The organism is Enterobacter sp. 725m/11 (assembly GCF_011683705.1).
Taxonomy (GTDB): domain Bacteria; phylum Pseudomonadota; class Gammaproteobacteria; order Enterobacterales; family Enterobacteriaceae; genus Enterobacter; species Enterobacter bugandensis.
In genome coordinates this window covers 44,642-62,106 of record NZ_JAAQOK010000031.1, presented here as the reverse complement: position 1 = coordinate 62,106, position 17,465 = coordinate 44,642, and the positions used below count along the sequence as shown (strand labels likewise).

General features: G+C 59.1%; 15 protein-coding genes. All 15 read left to right on the top strand.

From position 1 onward, the window contains the following. The first annotated feature begins 239 nt into the window (after positions 1-239). The 15 genes from HBA26_RS14730 (at position 240) to HBA26_RS14660 (ending at position 17,462) form a co-directional block, all read left to right on the top strand. Complete coding sequence (locus tag HBA26_RS14730) at positions 240-812, top strand: spore coat protein U domain-containing protein (protein ID WP_028013650.1); 573 nt, start codon at positions 240-242, stop codon at positions 810-812. A gap of 8 nt (positions 813-820) precedes the next feature. Next, the gene (locus HBA26_RS14725) at positions 821-1,369 is read left to right on the top strand and encodes a spore coat U domain-containing protein (RefSeq protein WP_028013649.1); all 549 of its coding nucleotides are present in this window, start codon (positions 821-823) and stop codon (positions 1,367-1,369) included. Positions 1,370-1,386: 17 nt separating this feature from the next. Beyond that, the gene (locus HBA26_RS14720) at positions 1,387-2,148 is read left to right on the top strand and encodes a molecular chaperone (RefSeq protein ID WP_045260435.1); all 762 of its coding nucleotides are present in this window, start codon (positions 1,387-1,389) and stop codon (positions 2,146-2,148) included. Next, entirely contained in the window at positions 2,124-4,508 is a 2,385-nt protein-coding gene (locus tag HBA26_RS14715) for a fimbria/pilus outer membrane usher protein (RefSeq protein ID WP_126345764.1), read from the top strand. The genes HBA26_RS14720 and HBA26_RS14715 overlap by 25 nt, the downstream gene beginning before the upstream one ends. Continuing rightward, entirely contained in the window at positions 4,505-5,467 is a 963-nt protein-coding gene (locus HBA26_RS14710) for a spore coat U domain-containing protein (protein WP_045260325.1), read from the top strand. The genes HBA26_RS14715 and HBA26_RS14710 overlap by 4 nt, the downstream gene beginning before the upstream one ends. Before the next feature lie 84 nt (positions 5,468-5,551). Then, positions 5,552-7,219: a methyl-accepting chemotaxis protein II gene (gene tar / locus HBA26_RS14705; RefSeq protein ID WP_047367823.1), complete on the top strand. Its 1,668-nt coding sequence runs from the start codon at positions 5,552-5,554 to the stop codon at positions 7,217-7,219. 44 nt (positions 7,220-7,263) lie between these two features. Next, entirely contained in the window at positions 7,264-8,865 is a 1,602-nt protein-coding gene (gene tap, locus HBA26_RS14700; protein WP_041909430.1) for a methyl-accepting chemotaxis protein IV, read from the top strand. Positions 8,866-8,884: 19 nt separating this feature from the next. Beyond that, complete coding sequence (cheR, locus tag HBA26_RS14695; RefSeq protein ID WP_014884342.1) at positions 8,885-9,751, top strand: protein-glutamate O-methyltransferase CheR; 867 nt, start codon at positions 8,885-8,887, stop codon at positions 9,749-9,751. Beyond that, the gene (locus HBA26_RS14690) at positions 9,748-10,797 is read left to right on the top strand and encodes a chemotaxis response regulator protein-glutamate methylesterase (RefSeq protein ID WP_014884341.1); all 1,050 of its coding nucleotides are present in this window, start codon (positions 9,748-9,750) and stop codon (positions 10,795-10,797) included. Before cheR ends, HBA26_RS14690 begins: the two co-directional genes overlap by 4 nt. Before the next feature lie 17 nt (positions 10,798-10,814). Then, positions 10,815-11,204 (top strand): chemotaxis response regulator CheY, encoded by a 390-nt coding sequence (gene cheY / locus HBA26_RS14685; RefSeq protein ID WP_008500431.1) that lies wholly within the window; start codon positions 10,815-10,817, stop codon positions 11,202-11,204. A 10-nt stretch (positions 11,205-11,214) separates the two neighbouring features. Next, a complete protein-coding gene (gene cheZ / locus HBA26_RS14680) occupies positions 11,215-11,859 on the top strand; it encodes a protein phosphatase CheZ (protein ID WP_028013643.1) in 645 nt (214 codons plus the stop codon). A 148-nt stretch (positions 11,860-12,007) separates the two neighbouring features. Then, the gene (flhB, locus tag HBA26_RS14675) at positions 12,008-13,156 is read left to right on the top strand and encodes a flagellar biosynthesis protein FlhB (RefSeq protein WP_041909432.1); all 1,149 of its coding nucleotides are present in this window, start codon (positions 12,008-12,010) and stop codon (positions 13,154-13,156) included. Next, positions 13,149-15,227, top strand: coding sequence for a flagellar biosynthesis protein FlhA (gene flhA, locus HBA26_RS14670; protein ID WP_028013641.1), 2,079 nt, complete (start codon positions 13,149-13,151; stop codon positions 15,225-15,227). The genes flhB and flhA overlap by 8 nt, the downstream gene beginning before the upstream one ends. After that, on the top strand, positions 15,224-15,616 hold the full coding sequence (locus HBA26_RS14665) for a flagellar protein FlhE (protein ID WP_028013640.1): 393 nt from the start codon (positions 15,224-15,226) through the stop codon (positions 15,614-15,616). Before flhA ends, HBA26_RS14665 begins: the two co-directional genes overlap by 4 nt. A 262-nt stretch (positions 15,617-15,878) precedes the next feature. Further along, the gene (locus HBA26_RS14660) at positions 15,879-17,462 is read left to right on the top strand and encodes an MFS transporter (RefSeq protein ID WP_126345763.1); all 1,584 of its coding nucleotides are present in this window, start codon (positions 15,879-15,881) and stop codon (positions 17,460-17,462) included. Positions 17,463-17,465: the final 3 nt, after the last annotated feature.

Sequence of the window (17,465 nt, the reverse complement as noted above, 5' to 3'; positions counted from 1 at the left end):
AGATGTGTATAAGAGACAGATAAAAATGCGGCCAAAATAATTTTAATTCATTGTTATTTATAAGAATATTAAGTCAATAGGACACAAGGATTATGCGTTTTGGGGCGGGTGGTGGAAGCGATATCCGTAAACTAAATTCTCATTAACCCCTCTCAGAGGAACCTTAAGCGGGGCTAACATCTTGAACAGCATAAATAAAATGTGGCAAGGGAACGCGTTTGACTTCCGGAGGGTGGAAAATGAAAAGAAAACGCCTTTTAATCTGCGCTGGCGCGTTACTGGCGGCGACAACGGTACATCCTGCGCTGGCCGTGACCAGCAGCGGCACCATCGGTGCGACGCTGACCCTCACAAACGGGTGTCTGATTAACGGATCGCCCACGCAAAACGGTATTAACTTCGGGACACTCGATTTTGGTACCCATCCCGCCACGTTTTCCACGCTGACCACCCAGCTCACCGGCGCCAGCGGCGGGAATACGTTCACCATTCAGTGCACCACCGCCAGCTATACGGTGGCGATCACCGGCAACACTAACTCCACCGCACCCGGTACCGTGGTCGGCACGCCGGGCACGCCTGCGCGCTATCTGATCAATACCGCCAATGCGGCGCAGGGCGTGGCTTACAGTCTGTACAGCGACAGCGGATTTAACAACGTCATCGCCAACAACGCGGCGCTGCCGGTCGCGTCGACGGCGGGCGGGGTCAACAGCTACACCCTTTACGGGCGCATCACCGGCGGCGGTAACAGCGTCACGGTGGTGCCGGGCACTTATACCGACACGATCAACGTCAGCGTCACCTACTAGCTCCAGCCATGAAGGCCTCCTTTTTAAGTCTGCGCGCTTGCGCAGAGGGGATCGTGCAGCCTTTTTTTGCGCTGGCGCTGGGGCTGACCCTGGTTTCCGGGGCCGGCGCTGTGACGTCGCAGTCGTTTAAGGTGAGCGCGACCGTCGTGCCGGGATGTTCTGTCACGACGGGGACCGGCGGGATCTTCGGGACGCTGGATTTTGGGACCCATACCGGCGTGGAGAGTGCCCCGGTCAGCACCAGCTTTGTGCCCAACGGGGCGCTGTCCATCGCCTGCACGCCGGGCGTGGCGCTGAGCATGAGCATCAACGGCGGGCAAAACTACGCCTCGGTGCGCCGCATGACGCGTTCAGGCGGCACCGACGTGGTGGGCTACCGGCTTTACAGCAGCAGTTCACTGGCGGCGAACAGTGAGATTGGGGTCAACCAGGCCATCCCGGTGACCTACACCAACAGCAACAATATTGCACTACCACTTTTTGGCGTAGCGCTGCTGACGGGATTTAGCCCGGCAGGCACCTATTCCGATCAGCTCACCGTGACCTTGTCATGGTGAAAAAGGGAGAACATTCGATGAAGCCACTATTCAGGCATTGGTACCTGGTGAGTATGTTGGGTGTGACCGCCATGGCGGCAGGACAGGCGCAGGCGGCGGCGACCATTCTGTTATGGCCCATCGATCCGTGGCTGTCGGCCGACAGCAAAGCGACTGAATTGTGGATCCAGAATCAGGGAAACAGTGCCACAACGATGCAGGTGCGCATTGTGCGCTGGAAGCAGGAGGGGGGCTTTGAGCGCTATACCGCCCAGCAGGACGTGGTCGCCAGCCCGCCCATCGTCACCATCGGCAAAGGCAGTAAACAGCTGATCCGCCTGATCAAACAGGGTACGGTTCCGATGGGCGTTGAACAAGCCTATCGCATTATCGTGGATGAAATTCCCCAGCCGGACGCGAAGGCCGACCCCGCCATCGGCCTTAAACTGCAGATGCGCTATTCCATACCGCTGTTCGTTTACGGACAGGGGATCCCGACAATAAAAGAGGGGGCGCATCATGCCCTCGTGGATACCCGTAACCTAAGCTGGCGCGTCACGCAGGTGGCGGGCCAGCCTGCCATTGAAGTGCGCAATCAGGGCGATGTTCACGTCAGGCTCAGCCAGGTGGCGCTGGAGCAGGGGGGACAAAAGCGCATGATTGCGGATGGCCTGCTGGGCTATGTGCTGCCGGGCAGCACCCGCAGCTGGCCGATTCCGGCCGGGATCCGCCAGCCCAGCCAGATCAGCGCGCAGATTAATGCCAGGGATGCACAATGGCAGTCGACGCCCGTCAACTGAAGCCCGCAATGGTGATCCTGCTTTGCGTGAGTACCAGTACCTGGGCCGAACCGGGTGATGACAGCTTACCGCCGCCGCCGCAAGCGCAGGCGATAAACGGGGAGGCGGTTTTCCAGCTCGCCCTGGTACTGAACCACTACGACACCGGGCTGGTGGTTCCCGTGACGCAACGCGACGGCGCTTACTATATCTCCAGCGCCGATTTGCTGCGCGCCGGGCTTCCGCCTGAACATGTGCCCAACGGCGACGTCAATCTCAGCACGCTTCCGGCGGTGCGGGTGGAGTACGACAGTCCCGCCCAGCGTCTGCTGCTGACCGTGCCCCGTGAGTGGATAACCTCCCGCGTCACCCCGTTTGGCGGCCAGCCGACGCAGAGTAAGCCTCACTATGGCAGAGGCGCGCTGCTCAATTACGATTTTTATACCAACCATACCGAGCACGTCGGCGGGCAGGCCTCGCTCTGGCATGAATTCCGCTACTTCAATGAAAACGGTTCATTCTCCTCCACCGGCTACGCCCGCGAAAATTTCACCGGCAACGACGGTCAGCAGGAGGGCTATGTCCGCTATGACACCACCCTGCTGGTGACCAACGAGGAGGACGCCACCACCTGGACCGCCGGGGATGTCATCAGCGATGCCCTGAGCTGGAGCAGCAGCGTCCGCATGGGCGGGATCAGCTATGGGCGTGATTTCTCCCTGCGTCCGGACCTGGTGACCTGGCCGCTGCCGGAATTTTCAGGTGAAGCGGCGGTGCCGACCTCGGTCGACCTCTTCATCAACGGCTACCGCTCCGGGTCCACGCAGCTGCAGCCCGGGCCGTTCACCCTGACGAACCTGCCCTACATTAACGGCGCCGGGGATGCGGTGCTGGTCACCACCGATGCGCTGGGGCGCCAGGTGAGTACCACGCTGCCGTTTTACGTCACCAGCGATCTGCTGAAAGAAGGGCTGAGCGACGGGGCCGTTACCCTGGGGAGCCTGCGGCGCAACTACGGCATTAAGAATTTTGACTACGGCCCGGCGGCGGGGAGCGGATCGTATCGCTACGGCCTGACGGACTGGCTGACGCTGGAGGGGCACGCCGAAGGCGCGGAGGAACTGGCGCTCGCCGGTGCGGGGACGGTGGTCAAGCTGGGGCGTTTTGGCGTGGTGAATACCTCGTACAGCCAGAGCCGGATGCGCGGAGATGACGGCGGGCAAATCAACTGGGGCTACCAGTACAGCACCAGCGAGTTCAGCCTCGCCACCCAGCATACCCGCCGCGATCGCGGCTTTGGTAACCTGGCCCTGTATGACCAGCCGACGGTGTACGACGAAAATGACCGCCCCATCGCCAGCTTTAGCCGCAATACCGATCAATATTCCCTGACCTTCAACCTGGGGGAATACGGCAACATCGGGGCGGCCTGGATCGGCGTGGAGAGCTTTGACAGCCAGAAAACCGAGCTGCTTAACCTCTCCTGGAGCCGAAATCTTTGGGGCTCCAGCAGCATTTACCTCGCCGCCAGCCGGGACCAGCAGCGGGGCGACTGGACGGTCGCGATGTCATTCCAGGTGCCGCTGGGCGAACGCGACAGCGCGGCGCTCACCGTGGAAAATACCCCGGATGCAGGCAGCACGCAGCGCATCAACTACAACCACTCGATGCCCTCCGACGGCGGCTTCAGCTGGAATATGGCGTGGGCGAACCAGTCGCGATCGAATAACTACCAGCAGGGAACGGTGGGCTGGCGCAATAACAATATCGAGCTGCAGGGGGGCGGGTACGGCGAGAAGGGCATGATGACCTGGTGGAGCGAAGCGATGGGCTCCCTGGTGCTGATGGACGGCGAACTGTTTGCGGCAAACAAAATCAACGATGCGTTTGTGGTCATCAGCACCGATGGCCAGCCGGATGTCCCCGTCAGCTATGAAAACCAGCCGGTTGGTAAAACCAACCGCAACGGGTATCTGCTGGTGAGCGGCGTCTCGGCCTATTACCCGGCAAGCTACAGTATTAATACCCTGAACCTGCCTGCCGACACCCGGCTGAAAGAGACCGAGCGGCGGGTGGCGATCCGCCGCCACAGCGGTTATCTGGTGGATTTCCCGATGGAACAGGAGCGGGTAGCGAGCGTCATCCTGCACGACGCGCAGGGGGAGGCCATTCCGGTGGGAAGCCAGGTTCGACGCGCCTCGCGCAGCAATGCGGTGGTGGGATATGACGGGATTGCCTGGCTGGAAAACCTCAGCGACGTCAATCTGCTCGACGTCACGACGCCGACAGGCAAACGCTGCAGGGCAACGCTGACCATCGGCGCGAACCCGGACCACAGGCTGCAAATCTACGGCCCGCTGGTCTGCCGGGAGGGGCCATGAAGCGCTGGGTGATGTTGCTCCTGCTGCTGCTCTCCGGCGGCAGCTGGGCGGCCTGTACCGTCAGCACGGTCAATGCGTCGTTCGGCAGCGTCACGTCGTTTGCGCTGAGCGGCTCCGGGGAGGTGGAGACCACCGGCACGCTGGTGGTGGCGTGTGATGCGATACTCAACCTGCTGACGAACGACTCGGTGACGCTGAACTACACCGCAGCAACGATATCGGCCAACAGTCGTGCGACCCTGAAACGCACCGATAATGCCGCCATCACGGACGTGATCCCCACCCGGCTGTGTGGACTTTCGGGTTGCGCGAGCAGCAGTGAGGTACAGATAAGTAAATCGTATACCTGGAGCGGAAATACCTTGCTGGGATTGCTCGGGTCAAAGCAGTACAACATTCCGCTCTATTTCCGCACCGTCGCCGGACAAAACGTCTCTGCCGGGCCGTATCAGGTGCAGTTAACCTTCAGCGTTAACTACAGCGTCTGTTCCGTGGGGGCGCTCGGTATTTGCACCATCAATCAAACGGGAACCGCGACGACCAGTATTCTGCTTAACCTGACCGTCACCAACGACTGCAGCGCCATGACCACGCCGGACGTCAACTTTAGCAGTGCGCCGCTGGTGCAAAATTTCCCCACGGTCTCGCAGGCGATTGCCGTCACCTGTACCAAAGGCAGTACCTATACCATCGGGATTAACAATGGTGCCAACGCGCTGAATAACGTGCGCCGGATGGTGAGCGGCAGTAACTACCTGAGTTATGACATCTATAAAGAAGCCACGACTAACCGCTGGGGCAGCAGCGGCAGCGAACGCTGGACCAGCGCGACCTCCTCGCTGGTCAGCGCCGACGGCCTGCTGCGTACCTATAACTACACCGCCAAAGTCCTGACGAATCAGGCCACGCCACCCGCCGGTACCTACACCGATACGCTGATTGTTGACGTCGCGTTTTAACCCCGCGCTTTTCCCTTTCGCAAATGTAAAGTTCCTGTGGCCTGTGCCGATAACACCGTTAATAAATCTATGAGAAGGTGTTGTATGTTGAACCGTATCCGCGTTGTCACAATGCTAATGATGGTGCTGGTCATTTTCGCACTACTTCAGCTTATCTCCGGCGGGCTTTTTTTCTCGTCGTTAAAACAGAACCAGGACAGTTTCGCCGCCTCAAACGATCTCCGCCTGCAGCAGAGTGAGCTCACCTCAACGTGGGATCTGATGCTGCAAACGCGTATCAACCTGAGCCGCTCGTCCGCGCGCATGATGATGGATCCGAACAATCAGCAGAGCAGCGCGAAAACCGATCTGCTAAAAAATGCCCGGGCCACACTGGCCGACGCGGCTAAACACTACGCCGCCTTCAGGCAAATCGCACCGCAGCCTGCTATGGCGCAGGTGAGCCAGAACATTGATGAAAAATACAGCGCCTACTATGCCGGGCTGACGGAGCTGATCCAGTTCCTCGAGAGCGGCAACATGGATGCCTACTTCGCACAGCCGACGCAGGGGATGCAAAACGCACTCGGCGCGGCGCTGGGGGAATACGCGAAGGCCAGCGGCGATCTGTATCACTCGGCCTTTACTGAAAGCCAGAATGACTACCGCTTTGCGAAATGGCAGATGGCGGTATTGGCCCTGGCGCTGGTCATTGTGCTGTTCGCTGTGTGGTACGGCATTCGCCACATCCTGCTGAACCCTCTCGGCCGCGTGATTGCCCATATTCGCGAGATTGCCTCTGGCGATCTGACCAAAACGCTGACCGTTTCCGGACGTAACGAGATCACCGAGCTGGCCAACAGCGTCGACCACATGCAGCGTTCATTGATCGAGACCGTCGCCAACGTGCGTAACGGATCCGAGGCGATCTATACCGGCACCAGCGAAATCGCGATGGGGAATAACGATCTCTCATCTCGTACCGAGCAGCAGGCGTCGGCGCTGGAAGAGACGGCCGCCAGCATGGAGCAGCTCACCGCAACCGTGAAGCAGAACGCCGATAACGCCCGCCAGGCGTCTCAGCTGGCGGAAAGCGCCTCCGAAACCGCGCAGCGCGGCGGTCGCGTGGTGGATGGCGTGGTGAAAACCATGCACGAAATCGCCGACAGCTCGAAGAAAATCGCCGACATCATCAGCGTCATCGACGGCATTGCCTTCCAGACCAACATCCTCGCGCTCAACGCCGCCGTGGAAGCAGCGCGCGCGGGCGAGCAGGGGCGCGGGTTTGCGGTGGTGGCCGGGGAAGTGCGCAACCTTGCCAGCCGCAGCGCCAACGCGGCAAAAGAGATTAAATCCCTGATTGAAGACTCCGTCTCCCGCGTGGATACCGGCTCCGTGCTGGTGGAGAGTGCCGGGGAGACCATGAATGACATCGTGAATGCCGTTACCCGCGTGACGGACATCATGGGTGAAATCGCCTCTGCGTCCGATGAGCAGAGTCGTGGTATCGACCAGGTTGCCCTGGCGGTATCGGAAATGGACCGCGTGACACAGCAAAACGCCGCGCTGGTGCAGGAGTCCGCTGCGGCGGCCGCTGCGCTGGAAGACCAGGCGAGCCGTCTGAAGATGGCCGTCTCGGCGTTTCGTCTCGCTTCACTCGCTGGAAATACGGTCACTGCGCAAGCTACGTACCGCGCGCCAGCCGCCGACACGGCGGTCACCCGCACGCGTGCTGCAACGACCGGACAAGATGAAAACTGGGAAACATTTTGACTGACAATTAAACCGCGGCTGCTTGCCGCTTGATGGGAGCGTGGATGTTAAATCGTATTCGTATCTCTACCACACTGTTTTTGATACTGATCCTTTGCGGTGTGTTGCAGGTTGGCAGTAACGGGTTGTCTTTTTGGGCGTTTCGCGATGGCTATCAGAATTTGCAGGACGTTGAGGCGAGTAATCAGCAGCGCTCCGCACTGGCACAAACGCGTGCCGTGCTGTTGCAGGCAAGCACTGCGCTGAACAAGGCAGGAACCTTAACCGCGCTCAGCTATCCGCCGGATGACATTAAGGCGCTGATGGCAACGGCGCGCGACAGCCTAAAGCAGGCAGACGCACAGTTTAAGGCCTTCACGGCGCAGGCGGCCGACGGCGAGAAAGAGAAAGCGCTGAAGGCGGCCATGAAAAAGAACTTTGAGCAGTGGTACAGCGATCTGGACCACCAGGCGACCTGGCTTGAGAACAACCAGCTTTCGGACTTCATGACCGCTCCGGTCCAGGCGTCTCAGGCGGCGTTTGACGGCAGCTTTGACGCATGGCAGCAGGATATCAATCAGTCTGTTCTGCGCGCCGGTGAAGCAAGCCGCACCAGCTATCACATGTCGGGCGTTATCTTTGCCGTCGTTGTGATTCTGGCGGGGCTGCTGACCGGCGGGGCGCTGCTCTGGGCGCGCAGAATGATTGTGCAGCCGCTGGCGATTATCAGCAGCCACTTCGACAGTATTGCGAAGGGGGATCTGGCGCGTCCGGTGGCGGTGTTTGGCAAAAACGAAATTTCGGCGATCTTTGCCAGCCTGAAGGCCATGCAGGGGTCGCTGCGGGAAACGGTATCCGACGTGCGTCAGGGCAGTTACGCCATGCATACGGGGATCTCAGAGATTGCGGCGGGGAATAACGATCTCTCGTCCCGCACCGAGCAGCAGGCGGCATCGCTGGCGCAGACGGCGGCCAGTATGGAACAACTGACCGCGACGGTAAGCCAGAACGCCGATAACGCGCGCCAGGCGTCTGACCTGTCAAAACAGGCGGCGCTGACGGCGAAGAGAGGGGGCGATCAGGCCTCTCACGTGGCCAGCACCATGCAGGAGATTGCCGCCAGCTCGCAGAAGATCGGCGACATCATCAGCGTGATTGACGGTATTGCGTTTCAGACCAACATCCTGGCGTTGAACGCCGCCGTGGAAGCGGCGCGCGCCGGCGAGCAGGGACGTGGGTTTGCGGTGGTGGCTGGTGAAGTGCGAAACCTGGCGAGCCGCAGCGCCAACGCGGCGAAAGAGATTAAGTCCCTCATTGAAGAGTCGGTCTCTCGCGTCCAGCAGGGGTCTGCCCTGGTGGATACGGCGGCGCATACCATGCACGAGATCGTCACCTCCGTGACGCGGGTTAACGACATCATGGGCGAAATTGCCTCGGCGTCGGACGAACAGCGTCGCGGGATAGAGCAGGTGGCTCAGGCCGTCAGCCAGATGGATCAGGTGACGCAACAGAATGCCTCGTTAGTTGAGGAAGCGGCAGCGGCAACCGATCAGCTGGCCAGCCAGGCGGATCGTCTCACCGGGCTGGTCGCGGTATTTAATGTGAAAGAGCACGTTGAAGCAGTAACAGAAGTCGGGCGGTCACAGGCCGTGCCAGTTGTATCCTGAATGTAATTAAGAAGGCGCTATGACATCACCAATGCCCCCTGGGCAAACGTCATTATTGTTGCAGATGACACAGCGCCTCGCGCTGTCCGACGCGCATTTTCGTCGGATATGTCAGTTAATCTACCAGCGTGCGGGGATCGTGCTTGCGGATCATAAGCGGGACATGGTCTACAACCGACTGGTGCGGCGCTTGCGTACGCTGGGGCTGGATGATTTTGGCCGCTATCTGAGCATGCTCGAAGCGAACCAGAACAGCGCGGAGTGGCAGGCTTTTATTAACTCACTCACGACCAACCTGACGGCCTTTTTCCGCGAAGCTCACCACTTTCCGGTTCTGGCCGAGCATGCGCGCCGTCGCACCGGGGAGTATCGCGTTTGGAGTGCGGCCGCCTCAACGGGCGAAGAGCCGTACTCGCTGGCGATCACCCTTGCAGACACGCTGGGGATGGCGCCGGGACGCTGGAAAGTCTACGCCAGCGATATCGACACCGAGGTGCTGGAGAAAGCGCGCAACGGCGTGTATCGCCAGGACGAGCTGAAAACGCTGTCGCCGCAGCAGCTACAGCGTTACTTCATGCGCGGCACGGGCCCGCATGAAGGCCTGGTTCGCGTACGCCAGGAGCTGGCGAACTGCGTCGAATTCGCGCCCGTTAACCTGCTCGATAAGCAGTACAACGTGCCGGGGCCTTTCGACGCCATTTTTTGCCGTAACGTCATGATCTATTTTGATAAAACGACGCAACAGGACATTCTGCGTCGGTTTGTTCCGTTGCTCAAGCCTGACGGTTTACTGTTTGCCGGGCACTCGGAAAACTTCAGCAACCTCGCGCGTGAGTTTAGCCTGCGTGGGCAAACGGTATATGCGCTGAGTAAGGAAAAAGCATGAGTAAAATCAGGGTATTGTCTGTCGATGATTCAGCGCTGATGCGTCAGATCATGACTGAAATCATCAATAGCCACAGCGACATGGAGATGGTGGCCACTGCGCCGGATCCGCTGGTAGCGCGGGATTTAATTAAAAAATATAACCCCGACGTGCTAACGCTGGATGTCGAGATGCCGCGCATGGATGGCATAGATTTCCTTGAGAAATTGATGCGCCTGCGTCCCATGCCGGTGGTGATGGTCTCCTCCCTGACCGGGAAAGGTTCGGAAATCACTCTGCGCGCGCTGGAGCTGGGGGCGGTGGATTTTGTCACCAAACCGCAGCTCGGCATTCGCGAGGGGATGCTGGCGTACAGCGAGATGATCGCCGAGAAAATTCGCACCGCCTCGCGCGCGAAGCTCGCGGCCCACAAGCCGATGGCCGCGCCGGCAACCCTGAAGGCCGGACCGTTACTCAGCTCGGAAAAACTGCTGGTTATTGGGGCGTCAACCGGAGGAACAGAGGCAATTCGCCATGTACTCCAGCCATTGCCGCTTTCAAGTCCGGGTATTCTGATCACGCAGCATATGCCGCCTGGCTTTACCCGCTCCTTCGCCGAACGTCTGAACAAGCTGTGCCAGATCAGCGTGAAAGAGGCAGAAGACGGCGAGCGCGTGCTGCCGGGACATGCGTATATCGCGCCGGGGGACAAGCATATGGAGCTGGCGCGCAGCGGCGCTAACTATCAAATCAAAATTCATGACGGACCGCCGGTTAACCGGCACCGTCCGTCGGTGGATGTGCTGTTTCATTCGGTGGCGAAACATGCGGGGCGCAACGCCGTTGGGGTGATCCTGACGGGGATGGGCAACGACGGTGCCGCCGGAATGCTTGCAATGCACCAGGCTGGCGCCTGGACGATTGCGCAGAATGAAGCAAGTTGTGTGGTGTTCGGCATGCCGCGCGAGGCCATCAATATGGGTGGCGTGAGCGAAGTGGTCGATCTTAGCCAGGTAAGCCAGCAGATGCTGGCGAAAATCAGTGCCGGACAGGCAATACGTATTTGACTCAGGAGTATTATTTTATGGCGGATAAAGAGCTTAAGTTTTTGGTTGTGGATGACTTTTCCACCATGCGTCGCATTGTGCGCAACCTGCTGAAAGAGCTGGGCTTCAACAACGTTGAAGAAGCAGAAGACGGCGTGGATGCGCTGAACAAACTGCAGGCTGGCGGGTTTGGTTTTGTCATCTCCGACTGGAACATGCCGAATATGGATGGTCTGGAGCTACTGAAAACCATTCGTGCGGACGCGGGCATGGCGTCTATGCCGGTGCTGATGGTCACTGCAGAAGCGAAAAAAGAGAACATCATTGCCGCTGCACAGGCGGGCGCAAGCGGCTACGTGGTGAAGCCATTCACCGCAGCGACCCTGGAAGAGAAGCTCGGTAAGATCTTCGAGAAACTCGGCATGTGAGGTGTTGGTGATGATGCAACCTGCAATGAAACCCGTTGAAGAACACTCGCCGAGCGACATCATCGTCCGCATCGGCAGCCTGACGCGCATGCTGCGTGACAGCCTGCGTGAACTGGGGCTGGATCAGGCCATTGCCGAAGCGGCGGAAGCGATCCCGGACGCCCGCGACCGTCTGGACTACGTTGTGCAGATGACCGCTCAGGCAGCTGAGCGTGCGCTGAATAGCGTTGAAGCCTCACAGCCGCATCAGGATGCGATGGAAAAGGGCGCGAAAGCCCTGACCCAACGCTGGGATGAGTGGTTTGAGAACCCCATCGAGCTGGCGGATGCCCGCGAACTGGTGACCGACACCCGTCAGTTCCTGGGGGATGTGCCGGGCCACACCAGCTTCACCAACGCCCAGCTGCTGGACATTATGATGGCGCAGGATTTCCAGGATCTGACCGGTCAGGTGATCAAGCGCATGATGGATGTGATTCAGGAGATTGAGCGCCAGCTGCTGATGGTGCTGCTGGAGAACATCCCGGAACCGGCTGCCCGTCCAAAACGCGAGAACGAAAGCCTGCTCAATGGCCCACAGCTCGACGCCAGCAAGGCGGGCGTCGTGGCAAGCCAGGATCAGGTGGACGACCTGCTGGACAGCCTCGGCTTCTGATTATCCATTCCGCCTCAGGGGGGTTACGCCGCCTGAGGCGGTTTACGACAAAATCACCGAAAAGAGCCCGAATAAACGGGCTTTTCCCGCCATTGGATTTCCGCTGCGCTGGCATGATACCCGTGACGTAATGGGCTGAGCATGCACTGTGGCAGAAGAGAACGACGACAAAACGGAAGCCCCCACACCCCACCGACTAGAAAAGGCGCGTGAGGAAGGGCAGATCCCCCGATCCCGAGAATTGACCTCCCTGCTGATCCTGATCGTTGGGGTGTGCATTATCTGGTGGGGCGGGGAGTCGCTCGCCCGCAAGCTGGCGGGGATGCTCTCCACCGGCTTACGTTTTGACCACAGCATGGTCAACGACCCGAATCTGATCCTCAGCCAGATTATTCAACTGATAAAAGGGGCCATGGTTGCGCTACTGCCCCTGATTACCGGCGTGGTGCTGGTGGCGCTGGTCTCCCCGGTGATGCTGGGCGGGCTGGTCTTTAGCGGAAAATCGCTGCAACCTAAATTTTCAAAACTGAACCCGCTGCCGGGCATTGCGAAAATGTTCTCTGCGCAGACCGGGGCCGAGCTGCTCAAGGCTATTCTCAAATCGGTGCTGATGGGCAGTTCCGCAGGGTTTTTCCTCTGGTACCACTGGCCCGAAATGATGCGCCTTATCAGCGAGTCGCCCCTCACCGCGATGAGCAATGCGCTGAACCTGGTTGGGCTTTGCGCGCTGCTGGTGGTGCTCAGCATTATTCCGATGGTGGGTTTTGACGTTATCTTCCAGCTCTATTCCCACTTCAAGAAACTGCGAATGTCACGTCAGGACATCCGCGACGAATATAAGCAGATGGAAGGTGACCCGCACGTGAAGGGGCGCATCCGGCAGATGCAGCGTGCCGCTGCCCGTCGCCGCATGATGGAAGATGTGCCGAAGGCGGACGTCATCGTTACCAACCCGACGCACTATTCCGTGGCGCTGCGCTATGACGAAAACAAAATGAGCGCGCCGAAAGTGGTGGCAAAAGGGGCGGGGCTGATTGCATTGCGCATCAGGGAAATTGGTACCGAAAACCGCGTGCCGATCCTGGAAGCGCCTCCGCTGGCGCGAGCCCTTTACCGCCACGCGGATATCGGACAACAGATCCCAGGTCAACTCTACGCCGCGGTGGCGGAAGTGCTGGCCTGGGTATGGCAGTTGAAGCGCTGGCGTCTGGCCGGCGGTCAACGGCCTGTCAAACCTGAGAACCTTCCGGTGCCTGCCGCGCTGGATTTTATGAACGAGAAGGACACTGATGGCTAATCTGGTGGCAATGTTGCGCCTGCCCGGCAACCTGAAATCGACCCAATGGCAGATCCTCGCCGGGCCGATCCTTATCCTGTTAATTCTGTCGATGATGGTACTGCCGCTCCCGGCGTTCATCCTCGATCTGCTTTTCACCTTCAATATTGCGCTGTCCATTATGGTGCTGCTGGTGGCGATGTTCACCCAGCGCACGCTGGAGTTCGCCGCGTTCCCGACCATTCTGCTGTTTACCACCTTGCTGCGGCTGGCGCTGAACGTGGCCTCCACGCGTATCATCCTGATGGAGGGCCACACCGGCGCGGCAGCGGCGGGTAAGGTGGTCGAGGCCTTCGGCCACTTCCTGGTGGGCGGGAACTTCGCTATCGGTATCGTGGTGTTCGTTATCCTCGTGATCATCAACTTTATGGTTATCACCAAAGGTGCAGGGCGTATTGCGGAAGTGGGCGCGCGCTTTGTGCTGGACGGGATGCCGGGCAAGCAGATGGCGATCGACGCCGATCTGAACGCCGGGCTTATCGCCGAAGATGAAGCGAAAAAGCGCCGCGCGGAAGTGACCCAGGAAGCGGACTTCTACGGCTCCATGGACGGTGCGAGTAAGTTTGTGCGCGGGGATGCCATCGCGGGCATCCTGATCATGGTGATTAACGTGGTCGGCGGCCTGCTGGTGGGGGTACTGCAGCACGGGATGGACATGGGCCACGCGGCGGAAAGCTATACGCTGCTGACCATTGGTGACGGTCTGGTCGCACAGATCCCGGCGCTGGTTATCTCCACTGCGGCAGGCGTTATCGTGACCCGCGTCAGTACCGATCAGGACGTTGGCGAGCAGATGGTGGGCCAGCTCTTCAGTAACCCGCGCGTGATGCTGCTGGCGGCTGCGGTGCTCGGGCTGCTCGGCCTGGTGCCGGGGATGCCAAACCTCGTGTTCCTGCTGTTTACGGCGGGGCTGCTGGGGCTGGCCTGGTGGATGCGTGGTCGTGAGACCAGGCCGGCTGCGGATCCGGTTCCGGTGAAAATGCCGGAGAACACCCAGGCCGTAGAAGCGACCTGGAACGACGTTCAACTGGAAGACTCCCTGGGAATGGAAGTGGGGTATCGCCTGATCCCGATGGTGGATTTCCAGCAGGATGGCGAGCTGCTCGGCCGCATCCGCAGCATCCGTAAAAAATTCGCCCAGGACATGGGCTTCCTGCCGCCGGTGGTGCATATCAAGGACAATATGGACCTGCCGCCTGCGCGCTATCGTATTCTGATGAAGGGTGTTGAAATTGGCAGCGGCGATGCTTACCCGGGACGCTGGCTGGCGATTAACCCTGGCACTGCAGCAGGCACGCTGCCGGGCGAGCAGACCGTCGATCCGGCCTTTGGCCTGGCGGCAATCTGGATTGAAAGCGCGCTGAAAGAGCAGGCGCAAATTCAGGGTTATACGGTTGTCGAAGCCAGTACCGTGGTGGCAACCCACCTTAATCATCTGATTGGGCAATTCTCGGCAGAGCTGTTTGGCCGTCAGGAAGCGCAGCAGCTTCTCGATCGCGTGACGCAGGAGATGCCGAAGCTGACGGAAGACCTGGTGCCGGGCGTGCTGACGTTAACTACGCTGCACAAGGTGCTGCAAAACCTGCTTGAGGAAAAAGTGCCGATCCGCGATATGCGTACCATCCTGGAAACCCTTGCCGAGCATGCGCCGCTGCAGAGCGATCCGCACGAGCTGACGGCGGTGGTGCGCGTGGCGCTGGGGCGTGCGATCACCCAGCAGTGGTTCCCGGGGACCGGCGAAGTCCAGGTGATTGGCCTCGATACGCCGCTTGAACGCCTGCTGCTGCAGGCCCTGCAGGGCGGCGGCGGCCTCGAGCCTGGCCTGGCGGATCGCCTGCTGGAGCAAACTCAGGAGGCGCTGGCGCGTCAGGAAATGCTGGGCGCGCCGCCGGTGCTGCTGGTCAACCACGCGCTGCGTCCGCTGCTGTCGCGCTTCCTGCGCCGCAGCCTGAATCAGCTTGTTGTGCTGTCGAATCTGGAGCTGTCGGATAACCGCCATATCCGCATGACGGCAACGATTGGAGGAAAATAATGAAATGGCTATGGATTTTGCTCTTCCCGCTGGCGGCTCAGGCTGCCGGGGAAGGGACCTGGCAGGCAAGCAGCATGGGCGTGACCCTCAGCAACCGGGGTGTCGCCATGTCTTCTAATCCGCTGTCGCCATCTGAAACGGTTTCTGGTCAGATGGGAATGGTGGTGTGGAACTACAGGCTGATTGGCCCAACGCCAGCCGGACTGCGGGTGCGCCTCTGCTCACAGACCCGCTGCACGGAAATCGACGGCGAAAATGGCACAACGCAGGCGTTCAACGGCGTGCCGGCCATTGAACCTTTACGTTTTATCTGGGAAGTGCCGGGCGGAGGACGTTTGATCCCGGCGCTGAAGGTGCAGAGCAATTCTGTCATCGTCAACTACCGCTAGCTGCCTGCCTTTCCACCAGCCATCAGTCAATTCTGATGGCTGTCTCGCAAAATTGACCTCACCTTTTGATGCAACAGAAACGCTGTTTTATAAATTAGTGACACGCGTGACGCGACTCTTTGCATTTTTGCCATTTACCCTGCCCGTGATGGCAGAAACAGAAAGGTATCAGGACGTCGTTGCATTTACTGTAGCCGTGTAAAAACTCCCCGATGAGCCTTACTTGCAGGGAGTCTCCCAAATTTGCTTAGGGTTGACGGCAATGAAAACACGTAAAATTGGACTCGCAAATTATCTTGCTTACGGGGCAGGCGATTTTCTCGGGGCTGGTACGACCGCCCTGACGGCGGCCTGGCTTTTGTATTTTTATACCACCTTCTGTGGACTCACACCGATTGAAGCAACCTTCATCTTTGCCGCTGCGAGGGTGCTGGATGCTGTTGTCAGCCCGTTAATGGGCTTTTTGACGGATAACTTCGGTACGACCTGGGCTGGAAAGCGCTTTGGTCGCCGTAAGTTCTTTATCCTGCTAGGCATTCCGTGCGTGTTCAGCTACTCGTTGATGTGGGTAGGGGACATGAATTTCTGGTACTACCTGCTGACCTATCTGGTGTTTGATATTGTCTACACCATGATTCTGGTGCCTTACGAGACGCTGGTGCCGGAAATGACCGACGACTTCAAACAGAAAACCAAGTTCTCCGGGGCGCGTATTTCTATGGCGCAGATGTCAGCGATTCTGGCCTCCTTCCTGCCGGGGATCCTGCTCACCCACTTCGGTAAAGACAATGCCGTCTCATTCTTTTACGCAAGCCTGGTTTTCTCCGTGCTGTGCGCCCTGATGCTGACCTTTGTCTGGTTCTTTACCTGGGAGCGCCCGCGTGAGGAGTGGTCTGAAGCGGCGCTGCGTGCCGAAGAAGAGAAGAAGAAACTGACGCTGGGGCAAAGCATCAATCGTCTGTTTGTCGAATTAAGCTCTACGCTGCGCATCAAGATTTTCCGCCAGCATCTTGGCATGTACCTCGGCGGCTACATCGCACAGGACGTATTTAACGCAGTCTTCACCTACTACGTGGTGTTTGTGCTGATGCAGGAAGCGTCAATGGCGTCCAACCTGCTGGGCACGATGGCTATCTTCCAGTTCCTCGCCGTGATCGGGATGATCCCGCTGTGTATTCGCTTCGGACCTGCGCCGTCCTACCGCATGGTGGTGGTGCTGTTTGGCCTGGCGTCTCTCTCTTACGCCATGCTCTATTACGCCGGTCTGAGCGACGTCTACGCTCTGCTGTTGCTGATCTCTGCGGTGGCTGGGCTGGGGCGCGGTGGTATTAACTACGTGCCATGGAATACCTATACCTACATTGCTGACGTGGATGAAGCGATCACCGGCCAGCGCCGGGAAGGGATTTTCGCCGGCATCATGACCCTGACCCGTAAGGCGTCACAGGCCGGTGCGGTGATGCTGGTAGGCATCGTGATGCAAATGTCCGGCTTTGTCAGCGGTCAGAAGGTACAGCCTGCGGAAGTGAGCCACACCATTCTGCTGATCCTGAGCGTGGGCACCATCCTGGTGCTGTTCTGCGGTTTCCTCGTTTCCCTGCGCTTCAGGCTTAATTTACAGACCCACCGCACGCTGCGCGAGGAGACCGCGAAAATGCGTGAGTGTGGTCATGCGATGCCGGAGTCAGCGACGCCACACGCCCGCGCCACCGTCGAGATGCTGGCCGGTATGCCTTATGAGTCACTGTGGGGCAATAACAACATCGGTTATCTGAATCGCAATAAGCCAGCTGCATCTTCGCTGAAGGATCGCGCGGTACTCAATTCGACATACAACAGAGGTTAAGAT